Raw genomic sequence first — 15,555 nt, 5'->3', positions numbered from 1 at the left:
ACTGGTGATGCGGCTCCAGATCACTCACGAAACGCGGTACACCTACGAGCAGCCGGCACGCTCGATCATGCAGATCCTGCGGCTGACCCCGCGCAACCATGACGGCCAACACGTCGTGCGCTGGCGGATCGAGCCGGGAGCGGAAGGCAAGCTGACGTCGGGAAGCGATCATTTCGGCAACATCGTCCACGTCTTCAGCGCGGACGAGTCGGTCCAAGACCTCGCCATCGTCGCCGTCGGCGAGGTGGAGACCTCCGACGTGGCCGGGATCGTCCGGCAGGCCGTCGAACGGGTACCCGATGGCTGCTACCTGCGGAGCACCATCTCGACCGAGGCCGACGAGGCGATCCGCGCCTTCGCCGAGAAGCAGCGGGACGGAGCGGGCCGGACACTCCCGACGCTCCACAACCTGATGGAAGCGGTCCATGGCGCGATCCGCTTCGATCGCGATCCTACCAGCACCAGCACCACCGCGGCCGAAGCCTTCGCCCTGGGCCTCGGCGTGTGCCAGGATCTGAGCCACGTCTTCATCGCGGCGGCCCGGCATCTCGGCATCCCGGCGCGCTACGTGTCGGGCTACGTCCTGCCGCCGGAGGGCGTCGTGATGCAGCAGGCGGGGCACGCGTGGGCGGAAGGCCTCGTGCCCGACCTCGGCTGGGTCGGGTTCGACCCGACCCATCTGACCTGCCCTACACCGTCCCATGTCCGCGTCGCGATCGGGCTCGACAGCAGCGAAGCCGCACCCATCCGCGGAAGCCGGCGAGGCGGCGGAGGTGAGACGATGGCGGTCCGCCTGACGGTCGAGCCTGCGCCCGGAGGTCAGTACCAGCGCCAGGAATAGACGCCCCGTGGCATCGGGCGGTGTCCAAGACGCTCGTCAGCCGCTAGATGCTTCTGGAACGCGGAAATGTCTTTCCCTCACGGCCGGCGCTCGCCATCGGGTAGCGCTGTCGTGTTCCCGAGATGATCAGGCTCCAGTGCCATCGGCGCGAGGCGCCGGGAGTTCGGATATGACCTATTGCACCGCCGTCCTGGTCGAGGCCGGGCTGGTCATCATCGCCGATACCCGCACCAATGCGGGGCTCGACAACATATCGACCTATCGCAAGCTGCATCTGTTCCAGGCCGATGACCGGATGCTGGCGGTCGCGACGGCCGGGAATCTCTCCATCACCCAGGGCGTCGTCAGCCTCCTGAGCGAGGGTCTCGAGAACCCCGAGACAGGGGAGATGGAGACGATCTACCGGTCGAAGACGATGTTCCGCGCGGCCCAGCTCATCGGGCGGGCCATCCGCCGGGTCCGCACCGTCGACGGCCCGGCGCTCGAGGACGTGGACCTGCGCTTCGACTGCTCGTTCCTCTTCGGCGGCCAGATCGCCGGAGGACCGATGCGACTCTACATGATCTACTCGGCCGGCAACTTCATCGAGTGCAGCCAGGAAGCTCCCTTCCTGCAGATCGGCGAGCACAAATACGGCAAGCCGATCCTGGATCGGGCGATCCATCACGGCTCCGATCTCTACGACGCGCTGAAGATCGCTCTGGTCTCGATGGATTCGACGATGCGCTCGAATCTCAGCGTCGGCCTGCCGATCGACATCGCCGTCGTCCGGCGCGACACCATCACGCCGGAGCTGATCCACAGGATCGAGGTGGGCGAGCCCTATTTCCACGACCTGCGGGAGCGTTGGTCGACGGCGTTGCGGGCCGCGCATATGGCGATCCCGACGCCGCCTTACGGCAAGCAGGCGGCGGCCGGCGGACCGACCAAGCCGGCAGGCTGATCAGGGCTGGGATCCGGTTGGGCGACGCTCGCTCCGCTCGGTCGTCCCGTCAGCGAGCGCCGCGAGCTGCAGCTCCTCTTCCGCCGTCAGCGGCTGAAGGGCCGGGGCCGGTCGCCGCCGCCGCGTCGCGACCACTCCCGCGGCGGCAAGCGCAAGGATGACGAGCGGCCCGAACCACAGCACGAGCGTCTGGGCGTTGACCGGGGGGCGAAGGAGCACGAAAGCGCCGTAGCGCTCCACGATGAAGGAGCGGATCGCCGCATCGTTATCGCCGGCTTTCAGGCGCTCCCGCACGAGGACCCTCAGATCGCGCGCGAGCGGGGCGTCGGAATCGTCGATCGACTGGTTCTGACAGACCACACAGCGGATCTCCGCCGAGATCGCACGGGCACGCGATTCGAGGGCCTTGTCGGGCAGCACCTCGTCCGGCTGGACGGCGAGAGCCGACGCGGCGCCGAGCACGAGCCCGCACACGAGGCCGATCAATCCCGCCCATCGGCGGCCTCGCCGATATGCCACGCCGAGCCCTCAGAGACCGAGGTCTAAATCGCGCGACAGGCGATCGAGGCGACCGACCGCCGCGGGATCGCCCGCCAATGCCGTCTTCGCCTTCGCCAGACGGTCGCGCGCATCGGCGCGCCGATCGAGGACGACCAAGGAGCGGACGAGGCGCGTCCACTCCTCCTCGCTGCCGCCGCCAGCGCGCAGGCGCTCGTCGAGCCCGCCGACCATGGCCTGGATCTCGGGCGTGACCGCACCGGCCGGCAGCCGCTGGACGGGGGCCGGGGAGGTGCCGGAAGGACCGAATGCCGGAGCGACCACGGCCCCGTCGAGCCGAGCCAGACGGTCGCGGACCACCGGCAGCCAGGGCGCATCGTCCGACGCGTCGGAAAGGAGGACACGATAGCCGCTGCGCGCGGCATCCCGGTCCCCCGCCTGCTCGCGCGCGAGCGCGAGATAGTAGCGCGCCGGTGCGGAGGCCGGCTCGAGCGCGACGACCTTTTCGAACAGAGCCGCTGCCTCTGCCGTCACGCGCCCCTGCTGCGTGCCGACGAGCGCCTCCGCCTCGCCGAGGAGCCGGGCGGCGTTGTCCCCGCCGATCTCCCGCGCCCGCCGGAACGAGCGCAGGGCGTCGGCGAAGCGGCCGAGACGCAGGTAGATCGGGGCGACGACGTCCCACCCCCGCCCGTCATCGGGATTGGCGGCGAGATGCCCCTCGACCTGCCGGAGCGCGGCGTCGAGCTGGACCGGGGCATCGGGGCGGACCGCGGCCACCCGCGTGGCGGCCGGCTGGGCGGGGAGTTGAGGCGAGCCGAGGCCGCCATAGAGCGCGAGCCCGATGATCGGCACGATCGAGAGCGCCAGCGCCGAGGCCGCGCGGCGGCGTCGCAGAGCGGGCTCGGAGGTGGAATCGGCGGCGGTGCGCTGGCAGGACAGGGCGCGGAGCATGCGCCGACCGGATTCGATCCGCGCGGCCTCCGCCTCTTCCGGGGCGATCAGGCCCCTGTCCCGGTCGGAGCCGATCTCGGCCAGCTGCTCCCGATAGAACGGCACGTCGCCGTCGAGATCGGCCGCCCGCGAGGGCTTCGACAACGGCCACAGCACGGCCAGCACGGCCGCGCCGGTCATCAAGGCCATGAGCACCCACAGAACCATGCCGTCGACATACATCGCCAAACGTCGCTTCAGAAGCGGCAAGAGGACACACGCGACCATGCGGCGGCATGATGGGTCCTCGGCCGCGCATACCCCGCTTCATCCGAGGACGCATCGGGATCCGGGCGGCGGAGCGGGCCGATCAGCCGGCGGCTTCCGCCGGCAGCCTCAGCTCCGCCCGCAGGCCTCCCTGTTCCGAGGAACCGAGCGCCAGCTCGCCCTGATACAGAGCGGCGAGGTCGACCACGATCGACAGACCCAGCCCCGAGCCGGGCTTCGTCTCGTCGAAGCGCCTGCCACGCTTCAGCGCATCGAGCCGCGCCTCCTCGGGCATGCCCTGCCCGTCATCCTCCACGACGAGGCAAAGGGCGCCCCGCTCGCGCGCGGATGAGAGCTGGACGGACACGGAGACCTTCCGGTCGGCCCATTTGCAGGCATTGTCGAGGAGGTTGCCGGCCATCTCCTCGAGGTCCTGGCGCTCGCCCCGAAACCGCACCCCGTCCGGGCAGTCGAGCGACAGCTCGATCCCCCGGTCGCGATAGATCTTGGCGAAGGTGCGCACGAGGCCGTCGAGGACGGGTTTCACATCCGTCATGACGCCGAGGGTCCCCGCCAAGGCCGCAGTCCGGGCGCGCTTGAGGTAGTAATCGACCTGGTCGCGCATCAGCATGACCTGATCGCGGATCCGGTCGGGCGCCTCGGCGCCCCCGTCGCTCGCCTCGTTCACGATGACGCTGAGGGGGGTCTTCAAGGCGTGGGCCAGGTTTCCGACCTGCGTCCTCGCGCGCTCGAGGATCTCCCGGTTGGTTCCGAGGAGCAGATTCAGCTCATCCGCCAGCGGCGCGACATCGCCCGGATAGGTGCCGCGGATGTGATCCGTCTCGCCCCGCCGCACGGAGGTCACGGCAGCCCGCAGCTCGCTCAGCGGCCGCAGGCCGAAGCGGATCTGAAGCAGCGTCGAGACGCCGAGGCCAATCCCGAGCAGGGAGAACGTGATGGCGAGAGCGGTCGTGAAGCGGGCGACGGCCGCGGAGATCTCGTCCGTCGGACCGGCCACCCGAACGATGTAGCGGCCGTCCTCGCCGAGATCGATGTCGCGCTCGACGATCCGGAGCGGCCGCCCCTCGGGGCCGTCGCGGCTCTGTTTGCGGGTCTCGCCGAACTTCCGGTCGGAGGCGGCCGGAGCGAGGTTCGGGAGGGGATTTCCGATCAGCGACCGGGACGACCGAAGATCCCGCGCGGAGCCCTCGATCCGCACGACCTGCCAGTACCAGCCGGAGAGAGGGATCTCGAAGCGCGGATCACCGCGTGCGCCGATCTCCCTGCGTTCGGCCTCGGGCGTGAGCAGCTCGGCCGCGAGGTCATTCGCATAGACGAGCAGGAGATCGTCGAAGGAGCGTTCCGTGGTCTGGCGGTAGAGCGCCGACAGGATGACGCCCGCGATCACGAGGACGACGGAGCTCCAGAACAACGAGGAGACGACGAGCCGTGTCGCGATGGATCGCCCCGCGAGGAGGCGCATGGCCGGAGGCCGGATCAACCGGTCGGGCCCGTTTTCGGCTCACCGTTGTCGACGAGATAGCCGAGCCCCCGCACCGTCTGGATGATCTCGACGCCGAGCTTCTTGCGGAGCCGGCCGACGAAGACCTCGATCGTGTTGGAATCGCGATCGAAATCCTGGTCGTAGAGGTGCTCGGTCAATTCGCCCCGAGACACGATCCGGCCGGCGTGATGCATGAGATAGGACAGGAGCCGGTATTCGTGAGAAGTCAGCTTCACGGCCGTGCCGTCGACGCTGACGCGGCCCGAGCGGGTATCGAGACGCACGCTCCCCGCGACGAGTTCGCTGCTCGCATGGCCGGTCGCCCGGCGCAGAAGCGCCCGGATGCGGGCCAGAAGCTCCTCCATGTGGAAGGGCTTGGCGACGTAGTCGTCGGCACCCGCATCGAAGCCCTGGACCTTGTCGCTCCAGGCGTCCCGCGCGGTCAGGATGAGAACGGGCATCTTCCGGCCCGCCTTGCGCCACTGCGTGAGGACGGACACGCCATCGAGCTTGGGAAGCCCGAGGTCGAGGATGATGGCGTCGTACGGCTCCGTCTCGCCGAGGAACTGGCCTTCCTCGCCGTCGAAGGCCTTGTCGACGGCGTAGCCCGCTCCCGTGAGCGCGGACACGATCTGACGGTTGAGGTTCCGGTCGTCTTCGACGAGGAGAAGGCGCACGTGTGACTCGCTCTCAATGGATGGAACGCACCTTGCCCGATGGCGCATCCACCGTCACGCGCGCAAGACGGCCGTCGCCCCGCAGCGTCGTGATCCTGTAGACCAGCGCCCCGCCGTCGCGACAGAGCGAGGCCCGCAAGACGTCGCCGTTCGGAACCGCGTCGCGCGCGGCGCCGATCGCGGCCGCGGGCCGGATGACCCTACGCGAGGCGACCGCCTCCTCAGCGTCGCCCGAGGACAGGCACGCAGCCAGTTCCTCCGGAGGATCGGCCGCGCCGGACGGCTCGGCCCCACCGAGTAAAATCAAGACGATGCCGAGTGCCCGCCACATGCGGCCAACCTACGTTTGCTCGCTGAATTGGCGCTGAACGCGACGATGGGCGAACGATCATGCTATGGCTGAAGCAGATCAATCAGGAGGTTCTCGTTGGACAAAGTCGTCATCGTCGTCTCCATGCTGGCGGTCCTCTTCCTCGTCGGCCGGGCCATGCCGGGCCGGCGTTGGCCGGTCGTCATCGCAGCGACATTGGCCGTGGTCGTGCTCGTCGTGATGGCGGAGCAGAACGGCTATTGGCCGACGAACTGGAAGGTGCGCTGAGACCGGGCACGACCCGTCGGCAGCCTGACGGGCACCGTCAGGATCGATCGGCCTTCACGCCGCGCAGGGTCGCGGCGCAATCGCGGAACGCAGCGGCCAACTCCCTCACCTCCGCGGCAAGGATGAGGATCTCCTCCTGATCCTCGCCGCCGATCGTAGGGTCCCGCCGCGCCGACGCAGCCGCGAGCATCTGGTCGCGGTAGCGCCGGTCCTCGACGATCCAGCTGCGCACGGGGACAAGGATCGCCATCACCACGGCGACGAAGGCGCCGGCGACCTTCACCCAGCCCTCGACCTCAGGCAGCCAGGCGGTCACGTTCGTCCCTCCTTGCCCTGATGCCGAGACTGTCGAGGACGCTGACGTCGCGAGCCGAGCGGCTGGACGAATGCAGCTCCGCGACCGCCAGCACGCCGTAGATCAGCCCCGTCGACAGCGGCGGGCCCGCGAGCAGGAAGCCAGCCGTCAGGGCCGCGTAGAAGAGGAACCCGGCCGAACAGCCGAGCAGCCGGACCAACGGCGAGCGCTGTCGCGCGCCGTTATACCAGAGCGCAGCCAGGCGGGCGCAGCCGCAGGCGACCGCGATCGTCCCGGCCGTCTCTTCGCCGACGAACGAGCGGATCACCGCGTAGCGCGGCGCCGAGAAGGTCTCGCCGGCGGAGAGCAGAAGGATCCCGTAGGCCGTCATGATGCAGGCGAGCCAGACCTCGGCCCAGCGCGTTTGGCCGTAGCGGAGCTCGCTCTCGATCTGTGCGGCCAGCACGGGGTCGGCCGTCATCGCCGCATCGAGCCGGCCATGTCGCGTCGATGCCCGGATCATGACAGCCTCCCGGTCCGCGCGGCGGCGACCTCCGCCTCCTCGGCGACATGGCTCTGGCGATAGAGGATGATCGCCACGCCGCAGGCGAGGATGCCCCAGAGCCAGTCCGGCGCGTCGACGATCTGGCGGAACGGCGCGAGGCCGGCCCAGGCCTCCCCGAAATGCTCGTTCAGCGCCGACCAGGCCGCACCGGCGAGGCCGAAACCGAGCCCGACCAGGCTCGCGAGCTTCCCCCGCCGCGCCGCCGCGACGACGGCATTGCCCGCGGCGGCGAGATCCGACGCATCGAGCCCCGCGCGTTTCGCAGCGATGGGAGCGGCCGGCGCCGTCTTGGCCCAGATCGCCTCCATCGTGGACGCATCGAGCCGCCCCGTCACGGGAAGTCCGGCGACGGACTGAAACTGTGACAAGGCGGCGATCGTGCGGGGGCCGATCTCGGCATCGACGGCGCCGACCGTGAAATAGCCGAGTTCGCGAAGCCGCCGCTTGGTCGCCTCGAGGAGGGGCGGGGGCGGTTCAGGCAGCGGCGCGACGCCGTCGACGGGCGCAGGAGCAGCCTCGGCGGCCGGAGCCCCTAGGAGAGCCGCCGTCCTCGACCGAAAGAGGTCGCCGCAGGCCGCGGCGCCCTCGATGTCGGGATCGAAGGCGAGGCGTGTGATGTCCCATTTGCCGCGCTGGGGAATACCAAGCGTCGCCTGCACCTCGGCATGGCTCAGGACGGTGCGGGGCGTGACCGCGATGGCGTAGCGCCGGCAGAGATCGGCGAGGACGCGCGGCAGCATCTCCCATTGCGTCCGCGTCATCGGCGCCGAGCCGGCGTCGAACGGCGTCTCCGTCGCCCCGGCCATGCAGGCGAGGGAGACGCCGATCCAGCCCGAATTGCAGTTGCGGGTATGGGCCGCGTAGCCCTTGCGGACGCGCGGCAATCCGTTGAGATCGATCGACGGCGTGCCGCGGACGAGCGAGCCGTCCGCCTCGATCACGACGTGATAATGGCTGCGGTCGAGGCTGGTGGCCCGATGGGGACCGCCTGTCCAATGCACGACGATGCCCGTCACGCGGGCGTCCGGCATCCATTCGGCCGGCACGATGCAGGTCGACATCACTGTCTCCGAGAAGGTGGGATGAAGTCGGTCGGGCGGGGCGGGTGCGCCCGGGCCGGAGGTCGCGGAGCGCCTCGGTCAGGCGCTCACGGCGACGCTGGTCCCGGCAATCCTCCAGACCGTGCCGTCGTCGGTGACGAGCGTTCCGGTCCCGGCGCCCGGAGCTTCCTGCGTGCCGGCGCCGTTGAAGGCGCGCCCGTTCACGGCATAGGCGATGCGGCCGACGGTGCCCGCGGCGGGGAGCCCCGATACGGTATAGGACGGCAGCCGGACGGGTCCGGTCGCGGCGAGCCCCGCGAAGGCCGGCGCGTCCGTGGTGGCGAGCCCGAGGAGGCTGCGCGCCTGACCGGCCGTCAGGTCCTCGGGCGTGCCCGCCCCGACTGTCAGCCTGCCCTTCAAGGTCGCGGAGGCGACGTCCGCGAGACGCGAATTGGCCACCGCCTTCGCCTCCAGCGCCGTCTGTCCCACGGCACGCCGCAGGGTGACGGCGTCGAACTGGTGATAGCGCGCGTTCGAAACCGCGGCGTTCACCATGAGGCGGATCCGGGCCTGCGTCGCATCGGCCGGCGCGTCGATCTGGCCGTCCAGCCCGACCCAGCCCGTGGTCAGGGAGGCCATGAGCGAGGTGAAACCCGCGCTGGCATTGCCGAGGGTGCCGGTCCCGGCGGCGGTCCCGTCCGCCTTGTACCAGTGCACGCGCAGGGTCATCGTTCCGGCCGAGGCCGATGCAACGTCGCCGCGCACGAAGCCGGAAAACTGATAGATGCCGCCGGGCTGGACCGGGAAGAACGGGCCGAACAGCGCGAGGAGACCGCTCGACACGCCGTTGCGGTCGATGACGGCATAGGCGGTGCCGGAGACGCCGTCGGTCGCATTCGGTGCCGAGGCGCCGGAGCCCGCGCCGCCCGAATAGGCCCAGCCGGCGAGACCCTGCTCGAAATTCCCGTTCGGGACGAGACTCGAGCCGAGGGCGAGCCCGTCGAGCCGCGCCTTGTCGGCGGCCCCCATCAGGCCGCTCGCGCTCCCGGTCGCCAGCGCGGTCGAGGCCGGCAGGCCCGAGGCCCGCTGATAGGTCCGAAGCGTCCAGTTGCCGCTCTCGTCAGAGGTGACGAACGCCACGTCGCCCGCCGCCGTCACGATCGGAGCGCCGCCGGGCAGCCTCAGCGAGGTCGCGTTGTGGGAGAGCGTGACGGTGCCCTCGAAGCGCAGGAGCCGCTCCCGCCCGGGAACGGTGCCGAACGAGGCGATCGTCGCCGATCCGGTGACGACCACGCGTCGATGCGGCACCGCGCCGAGATCGGTCGTCGATGCCGATGCGACCGTCCCCTCGCTCGACAGGAAATCGAGGCCGGCCGTCGACGGATCGACGGCGAAGGCCGTGCGCCAGGTCGCCCCGTCCGCGCTGACTTTCGCCGTGAGCTGGTCCGATCCGATCAAGCCGAGTTCGAAGCGTCCGGAATAGCCGGCCTGGAACAGCAACGAGAGGGTGTTGGCGGCGCCTTCCTTGTTCAGCGTGTAGCGGAGATCACCGCTCCCGCCCTCCGGTGAGGCACGGGCGGTCCAGAGGGCTGCGTTCAGCTTGGCGGAGAAGGGGTTCGCCTCGTCCGCCGCGGTGCCGATCCCGAGCCGGGCGAGATTCTGCAGCGCGGCGATCGCCTCCGAGAGGGGCTCCCAGCCTCCCAGCCCGAAAACGTAAGGCAGCTCCTCGTCCACGACATAGGCGAGAAAGCCGGGCGCCGGCACGAGATAGGTCCAGGCTCCCTGGTCCCAGGTGGCGAGGAAGCCGTCCTTTCCCGCCCATGAGCCCGTTGCCGACGAGGCGACGATGTAGCGCTCGCCTTCGGCTGGCGAAGCCGGCGCCGCCGCGAGGTCCTTGTCCAGCACCGCGCAGTGGATCAGCGCATCGAGGGCCAGCAGGGCCTCGTTATGGGTGACATGCTTCTGGGCCTGGGCAGCCGCCATCAGCGGCAGCCCGAGATGGGGCGTCGTCGACATCTGCGATCCTGTGATCAGAGGATGGGAAGCACCGCCGCCGCCGCGCGGCCCCGGCCGACGGTGCGGCTGATCTGAAAGATGCGCACCGACAGCGTCGCTCGAGCGGCGCCGAAATCGGCGAGTTCGGCGGCCGCCGGATAGAGGCAGGATGCAGCCGGGGCTTCGATGAGGCGGACAGGCGAGCCGGCCGACAGCACCTCGACCTCGTAGGCCTCGCTCTCCTCCGCCAGCGGCACCTCCGCGAGGCTCCAGCCGTCGCCGTCGAGCCGCGTGCGCCTGATCCAGCTCAGCCGGATGCCGCCCGGCTCGCGTCGGGCCTTGAGGCCGACCGGAGCGAGCGGCAGCAGCGCCGCCGACGTCACGGGCGCGGAGAGCGAGGCATAGGTGGGATCCGCCTGATCCCGGCCCGCCGGCCCGATGCGATAGGCGAAACTCTGGCCGAGTTCGGCGAGCGAGGTCGACAGGGGAGCGAGAGAGCCGTCGAGGACGACCACGGTCGCGCCGGCCGCCAGCGTGCGCGCGGCGAGATGTTCGGTGCCTCCGAGACCGCGCAGAAGCCGGCTCAGCCGATAATGCCGCAGACCGACAAGGTCGGCATCGCGGGCCGAGACGATCTCGGCCGCGCCGTCCGGTCCGATGACGGCCAGCAGGCTTGCACCGGCGAGCGCCGCCTCGTCGGAGACCGACGACAGGCTCCCGCTCGAAACCTCGACCTCAAGCGTCCCGGTCACGTCCCAGCGCCAGACCGGCCCGGCCCCGAAGGGCGCCAGCGTCCTCCCGATGATCGCCGGGGTTTCGGCGATACCGTGAAGAGCATGGCTCCCGGCACCCGCATCCCTGTAGATCGCAACGGCGCCGGGCCAGGGATCGGCGGCCACGGCAAGGTGTTGCAGAACCTCGGGCTGCGATCCCGAGGCGGGAAGGTCGAGGACGACCGCATGAGGCTGCCCGGAGGACGAGGGCGGCCGGCGGCGCCGAGGGGTCCTGCTCGCGACCGGCGCCGCGACGAAGACGGCGGGCTCGACCGCTCGGGCCAGGACTCGTCGGGACGGGCCGTCCACGATCCGCTCGATGCGGTACAGCCCGGCATCGTCGTCGAGAGACAGGACGTCGCCCGGCTCGTATCCGAGATCCCGCGGGCTGAGTTCGAACTCGACCGTCTCGCGGCTCGTCCAGGAATCCTGGAGCCTGATCTCGGCCAGGCGCTGCGCCTCGGCGCGGGGCACGATGAGCGCCGCGTCGACGGCGAGTTCGCGGCGGCTCGTGCCGGCCAGGCGGCGGGAGCCGGCCGCGGCCCTGGCATAGTCGCCCTCGGCATCGGTGAAGCCGAGCTCGATCGAGACCGGCAGGTCCGATTCCTGCGCCCGGCTGCGTGCGAGGACGGGTCCCCGAGCCGGATCGACGAGATCGCCCGCCGCGAGAACGGTCGGCTGCGCCGCTCCCCTCCCCCGCCAGGCGATCCCGGCCGCTCCCGCGACCGCATCGAAACCGTACAGCGAGGCCAGGGGCTCCAGCGCCTGCCGCGCCGACATCGGCCGGTCGACGACATAGCCGTCGAGAAACCCGTCGAGCCCCTCCGTCACGGAGGGATCGAGGCCATAATCGGCGAGGATCGCCGCGACCACGCGATCGAGCGGCGCGCCCTCGAGCCGTCCCGTCACCCAATGGCCGCCGGTCCAGTTGGCACCGTCGGCCCAGACATCGTCGAAATCGGGGAAGGCCGGATAGGGCCGCGCATCCCAGCACCAGACGGAGACGCGGTCGCGGTCGACCATGCGGCCGTCGTAGCGGTCCGAGAGCGGGTTCATGGCCGGCTCGTGACCCGGCAGGTCGTGATCGAACCGCGACAGGATGGCTTCGAGACCGCGCGCCTGGACGAGGTCGTCGCGTGCACCGGTCGAGAATGGCGGCAAGGCGGATTCGGAGGATTTCGGATCGGGGAAGACGTTCGGCCCGTTCGGACCCTTGTCGACGGCGGGAATGCCGATCTCCGTCAGCCAGATCGGCTTCGAGCGCGGCTGCCAGGCCGTCGCCCCGGTCTCGACGCCGCCGACCCGCTCGACATGCGCGTTCGACCACCAGCCGACGAGATCCTTCGCCCGGAAGGTCCAGGGCTTGCCGTAGGCGCCGTCCGTGATCGGCGTGCGCACCTGAAGCTCGCGATCGGCCGTGCCGGCATAGTACCAGTCGAAGGCCTCGCCGGCCCCTAGCCGGTCGCGCAGATAGGCGAGGTCCGAGCTGCCGCGGCTGAGACCGGCATCGAGATGGGCCGCCCCCTCCCGCCAATCGGAGATGGGCGGGTAGTAGTCGATCCCGACCGCATCGATCGCTGTATCGGCGAAGAGCGGATCGAGCGGAAAGCGCACCTCCGCTCCGCCATCGCGGACATGGGCGCCGTATTCGGTCCAGTCCGCCGCGTAGACGATCTTCGTCGACGGACCGAGGATCGAGCGCACATCCGCCGCGAGCGCCCGGAGGGCGGCGACGGCGGGATAGGCGCCGGGCCCCGACCGCACGCGGGTGAGGCCGACGAGTTCGGAGCCGATCACGAAGGCATCGACCCCGCCCGCCGCGACCGCGAGCTTGGCATAATGCAGGACGAGCCGTCGGAAGCTCCATTCGGCCGGCCCTGAATAGGTGACGGCCCCGCCGGCGATCTGGACATCGCCCGGCCCGGCCTCGCCGAAGAACGAGGCGACCTGATCGGCCGCCGCTTCCGTGCCGTCGGGACTTCCCGCCCGTCCGGGCGCGGGATGGCAGGTGATGCGGCCGCGCCAGGGATAAGGCGCCTGCCCCTCCTCTCCCGACCAGGGATCGGGCAGCGCATTGTCCGCCGGCACATCCATCATCACGAAGGGATAGAGCGTGACGGCGAGGCCGCGGGCCTTAAGGTCCTGGATGAGGCGGATCACCGAGGCGTCGGACGGCGTGCCGCCATAGGCGGCCGATCCGCCGGCGCGGCTCGTCTCCGCAGCGGTGAAGCGGGTGAGGCCCGAGACGCGCCACTCGCCGCCCAGCGTCGCCTTGGCCTTGAGGTCGACGCGGGGTTCGATACGGCATTCGCCGACGCGAAGGTCCGTCCCGAACCAGCTCGCGACCAGCGAGACGGAGGTCAGGTTCGGGCAGAGGGCCTCGAGCCCATCCAGCGAGGCCTCGACATCGGTGCGCCGCCCGAGCTGATGGCTGTTCTCGGGCAGCGAGCGGCCGAGCCCGAGGGTGCGCGTGACCGGAAGGGTGTCGTAGCCGAATTCCGTCGCGCCCGGGATCAGGCAGACGGAGCGGATCGCGGGCGCCAGCGTGCCCACGGGGCGCACGACCTCGAAGGAGAATTGCGGCACGCGGTTGCCGTAGGGCGCCAGCGGCAGGCGCTCGAACACGACATAGGCGAGACCCCGATAGGCGGGTGCGTCCGCCGCGCCCTCCTTCGCGACGATCAGCGGATCGGGCTCCTGGTCCTCCGCCCCCCGATGCACCCGCATCGCGAGCGTCGTCAGGTCGACCTCCTTGCCGTCGGCCCAGACGCGCCGCACGAAGCCGATCGGCCCTTCGCAGAGGCCGATCGCGAGATTGGCGACATAGGAATAGGTCGTCGTGACATTCGTCTGGCGCGGCGTGCCGCCGAGGCTCTTGCCACCGCGCCGCCCGCTCTGCCGCTCGACCGTGACGCTCGTGTTGACGACCTCCTCGAAGCGCGTCGCCCAGATCAGCTGCCCGCCGAGCCTCGCCCGGCCGTAGAGACGGGGGATCGGCGCGCCCTCCTGCGAGGTGAGGCCGCTCATCTCGGCGAGCCGCGGGCCTTCGGCGAACCGGATCGTGTCCTTGCCCGCTCCCTCGGCGAAGAGGCCGGAGACCGCTCGCCCGAGGAAGGTGGTCGCCGCGCCGGCGACGCCCCCGATGACCTTGTCGGCGGCCTGGAGCACCAGCGTCGTCATGGCTCGATCCCCGGGAAGCGGAAGGCGCCCGCCACGTGCCGACGCCACCAGGGCGACAGGGCCACCTCGGCGACGGCGGCGCCGTCATGGGCATGGATCATGATCGCGGGACCCGTGAGCACCGCGCAGTGCTTCGCCGGCAGATGCGCCCGCCAGCGGAAGAGGAGGATGTCTCCCGCCGCAGCCTCGCGGAGGTCGATTTCGGCGAGATGCCGGCGCGCGGCCTCGAGCAGCCATTCGCGCCCGGAGGCTTCCGCCCAGTCGGGACCATAGGCCGGCGGCATCGCGGGCTCCGGCCCGATCACCTCCCGCCACAGCCCTCGCAGCAGGCCGAGGCAGTCGCAGCCGACGCCCTTGAGCGAGGCCTGATGGTGATAGGGCGTGCCGAGCCAGCCGCGCGCCGCCGAGACGATCCTCGCGCGCCTCATCGGAACAGACTTCCGCCGTCGAGACCCGCCTCGCCCTGTGCCGCGACGGCGAGCACGAAATCGTTGCCCGGCATATGCGGGAAGCCGCGGAAATTGACCGCGTTGGCGAAGCGGTCGCGACAGGTCGAAAGCCGCTTGTCGCAGCCCGCCGTGATGCGGAACGTGTCGCCGATCGCGATCGGGCGCGTCGCCCGCTGCCAGAGATCGAGACCGGCGAGGAGCGTGCCCGCCCAATGGCTCTTCACCTCGACCGACAGGCCTTCGTTCGCGCCGGACAGCCAGGTCAGCCGGCCGCCGGTGAAGGCGCCATCCTCATGGGCGCCGAGCCCCGCCGTCGTGAGACCGAGCGCGCCGTCCGTCCCGCCGACCGTCGCGACCGCGTTGTGGGCCGGATCGTCGAGATCGATGCCGCAGCGCGGATCGCCGAGATCGGCGCCGCAGGTCGCGCGGAACAGCCGTCCGCGTTCCTCGCCGAAGCGATGCATCGGCCCGCGCAGTTCCGCCACGAAGGCCGCGTCGTGCCGGCGGATCTCGCCGATCGACGCCGTCTCGAGAAGGAGGTGCTGGGCGGGTTCGGCCCAGTTCACGAGGCGCAGTTCGACGCTCGCATCGTCGTAGAGGCCGGCCGCGATGTCGGTCTCGGTCAAGGCTTCGGAGGAGAGGATTCCGGAGACGTCCCCGCCCCCGACGGGGAAGCCGATCTCGGCCGTGGTCTCGGCCGCTTCGAGGCCGGTCCCGGCCCGGTAGACCTGGCCGTCGACGACGAGATCGCGGTCATGATCGGTGAAGCCGAAGGCCTCGCCGTCCCGCCGCATGAGCCGCCAGCAGCGGCAGAGCGTGGTGACGCCCTCGCCGAGATGGGAGGCGAGGCCGGATGGGAGGTCGCGCATGTCAGGGAAGCTCCGAATAGAAGAACACCTCCATTCCTCATGCTGAGGTGCCGGCCGAAGGCCGGCCTCGAAGCACGCAGGGCGGTGCGTCCTTCGAGGCCTCGCTTTGCGAGGCACCTCAGGAGGAGGAG

General features: G+C 70.6%; 15 protein-coding genes. 3 read left to right on the top strand and 12 right to left on the bottom strand.

Translation table 11 applies throughout. The annotated features are described in order from the left end of the window. Window positions 1–7 precede the first annotated feature (7 nt). Window positions 8–841 (top strand): transglutaminase family protein, encoded by an 834-nt coding sequence (locus tag EV668_RS17165; RefSeq protein ID WP_133772319.1) that lies wholly within the window; start codon window positions 8–10, stop codon window positions 839–841. 169 nt (window positions 842–1,010) lie between these two features. Further along, complete coding sequence (locus tag EV668_RS17160) at window positions 1,011–1,784, top strand: proteasome-type protease (protein ID WP_133772318.1); 774 nt, start codon at window positions 1,011–1,013, stop codon at window positions 1,782–1,784. Here EV668_RS17160 and EV668_RS17155 read toward each other — a convergent pair whose 3' ends face one another. From EV668_RS17155 to EV668_RS17135, 5 genes are all read right to left on the bottom strand, one after another. After that, on the bottom strand, window positions 1,785–2,270 hold the full coding sequence (locus tag EV668_RS17155; RefSeq protein WP_133772316.1) for a cytochrome c-type biogenesis protein: 486 nt from the start codon (window positions 2,268–2,270) through the stop codon (window positions 1,785–1,787). 42 nt (window positions 2,271–2,312) lie between these two features. Then, window positions 2,313–3,455 carry a c-type cytochrome biogenesis protein CcmI gene (gene ccmI, locus EV668_RS17150; protein ID WP_245513307.1) on the bottom strand — a complete coding sequence of 381 codons (1,143 nt, stop codon included), beginning with the start codon at window positions 3,453–3,455 and terminating at the stop codon, window positions 2,313–2,315. Window positions 3,456–3,582: 127 nt separating this feature from the next. Further along, window positions 3,583–4,962, bottom strand: a complete 1,380-nt coding sequence (locus tag EV668_RS17145; RefSeq protein WP_133772314.1) for a sensor histidine kinase — start codon at window positions 4,960–4,962, stop codon at window positions 3,583–3,585. A gap of 14 nt (window positions 4,963–4,976) precedes the next feature. Continuing rightward, window positions 4,977–5,660: a response regulator transcription factor gene (locus EV668_RS17140; protein ID WP_133772312.1), complete on the bottom strand. Its 684-nt coding sequence runs from the start codon at window positions 5,658–5,660 to the stop codon at window positions 4,977–4,979. A gap of 13 nt (window positions 5,661–5,673) precedes the next feature. Beyond that, the gene (locus tag EV668_RS17135; RefSeq protein ID WP_133772309.1) at window positions 5,674–5,991 is read right to left on the bottom strand and encodes a PepSY domain-containing protein; all 318 of its coding nucleotides are present in this window, start codon (window positions 5,989–5,991) and stop codon (window positions 5,674–5,676) included. 96 nt (window positions 5,992–6,087) lie between these two features. Between EV668_RS17135 and EV668_RS24880 the strand changes: the two genes are divergently transcribed. Next, on the top strand, window positions 6,088–6,258 hold the full coding sequence (locus tag EV668_RS24880; protein WP_166652525.1) for a hypothetical protein: 171 nt from the start codon (window positions 6,088–6,090) through the stop codon (window positions 6,256–6,258). 37 nt (window positions 6,259–6,295) lie between these two features. On the opposite strand, the gene EV668_RS17130 is transcribed toward EV668_RS24880, so the two are convergent. The 7 genes from EV668_RS17130 to EV668_RS17100 form a co-directional block, all read right to left on the bottom strand. Next, the gene (locus tag EV668_RS17130; RefSeq protein WP_133772307.1) at window positions 6,296–6,574 is read right to left on the bottom strand and encodes a hypothetical protein; all 279 of its coding nucleotides are present in this window, start codon (window positions 6,572–6,574) and stop codon (window positions 6,296–6,298) included. Further along, window positions 6,555–7,076: a hypothetical protein gene (locus EV668_RS17125; RefSeq protein ID WP_133772305.1), complete on the bottom strand. Its 522-nt coding sequence runs from the start codon at window positions 7,074–7,076 to the stop codon at window positions 6,555–6,557. Before EV668_RS17125 ends, EV668_RS17130 begins: the two co-directional genes overlap by 20 nt. Next, window positions 7,073–8,179 carry an N-acetylmuramoyl-L-alanine amidase gene (locus EV668_RS24875; RefSeq protein WP_166652524.1) on the bottom strand — a complete coding sequence of 369 codons (1,107 nt, stop codon included), beginning with the start codon at window positions 8,177–8,179 and terminating at the stop codon, window positions 7,073–7,075. The genes EV668_RS17125 and EV668_RS24875 overlap by 4 nt, the downstream gene beginning before the upstream one ends. 78 nt (window positions 8,180–8,257) lie before the next feature. Continuing rightward, window positions 8,258–10,174: a DUF2793 domain-containing protein gene (locus tag EV668_RS25055; RefSeq protein WP_208111566.1), complete on the bottom strand. Its 1,917-nt coding sequence runs from the start codon at window positions 10,172–10,174 to the stop codon at window positions 8,258–8,260. A gap of 14 nt (window positions 10,175–10,188) precedes the next feature. Further along, on the bottom strand, window positions 10,189–14,106 hold the full coding sequence (locus tag EV668_RS17110) for a baseplate multidomain protein megatron (RefSeq protein ID WP_133772303.1): 3,918 nt from the start codon (window positions 14,104–14,106) through the stop codon (window positions 10,189–10,191). Further along, window positions 14,103–14,534 carry an NlpC/P60 family protein gene (locus tag EV668_RS17105; RefSeq protein WP_133772301.1) on the bottom strand — a complete coding sequence of 144 codons (432 nt, stop codon included), beginning with the start codon at window positions 14,532–14,534 and terminating at the stop codon, window positions 14,103–14,105. Before EV668_RS17105 ends, EV668_RS17110 begins: the two co-directional genes overlap by 4 nt. Next, entirely contained in the window at window positions 14,531–15,424 is an 894-nt protein-coding gene (locus EV668_RS17100) for a DUF2163 domain-containing protein (protein ID WP_133772299.1), read from the bottom strand. Before EV668_RS17100 ends, EV668_RS17105 begins: the two co-directional genes overlap by 4 nt. Window positions 15,425–15,555: the final 131 nt, after the last annotated feature.

Origin of the sequence: Enterovirga rhinocerotis, assembly GCF_004363955.1 — a bacterium.
Classification (GTDB): domain Bacteria; phylum Pseudomonadota; class Alphaproteobacteria; order Rhizobiales; family Beijerinckiaceae; genus Enterovirga; species Enterovirga rhinocerotis.
This window is presented reverse-complemented; position numbering and strand designations above follow the sequence as displayed.

Coding starts and splice junctions, on each gene's coding strand:
- EV668_RS17165 (WP_133772319.1), top strand. CDS start 8: ATGCGGCTCCAGATCACTCACGAAACGCGGTACACCTACGAGCAGCCG.
- EV668_RS17160 (WP_133772318.1), top strand. CDS start 1,011: ATGACCTATTGCACCGCCGTCCTGGTCGAGGCCGGGCTGGTCATCATC.
- ccmI (WP_245513307.1), bottom strand. CDS start 3,455: ATGTATGTCGACGGCATGGTTCTGTGGGTGCTCATGGCCTTGATGACC.
- EV668_RS17145 (WP_133772314.1), bottom strand. CDS start 4,962: ATGCGCCTCCTCGCGGGGCGATCCATCGCGACACGGCTCGTCGTCTCC.
- EV668_RS17135 (WP_133772309.1), bottom strand. CDS start 5,991: ATGTGGCGGGCACTCGGCATCGTCTTGATTTTACTCGGTGGGGCCGAG.
- EV668_RS17125 (WP_133772305.1), bottom strand. CDS start 7,076: ATGATCCGGGCATCGACGCGACATGGCCGGCTCGATGCGGCGATGACG.
- EV668_RS24875 (WP_166652524.1), bottom strand. CDS start 8,179: ATGTCGACCTGCATCGTGCCGGCCGAATGGATGCCGGACGCCCGCGTG.
- EV668_RS25055 (WP_208111566.1), bottom strand. CDS start 10,174: ATGTCGACGACGCCCCATCTCGGGCTGCCGCTGATGGCGGCTGCCCAG.
- EV668_RS17110 (WP_133772303.1), bottom strand. CDS start 14,106: ATGACGACGCTGGTGCTCCAGGCCGCCGACAAGGTCATCGGGGGCGTC.
- EV668_RS17105 (WP_133772301.1), bottom strand. CDS start 14,534: ATGAGGCGCGCGAGGATCGTCTCGGCGGCGCGCGGCTGGCTCGGCACG.
- EV668_RS17100 (WP_133772299.1), bottom strand. CDS start 15,424: ATGCGCGACCTCCCATCCGGCCTCGCCTCCCATCTCGGCGAGGGCGTC.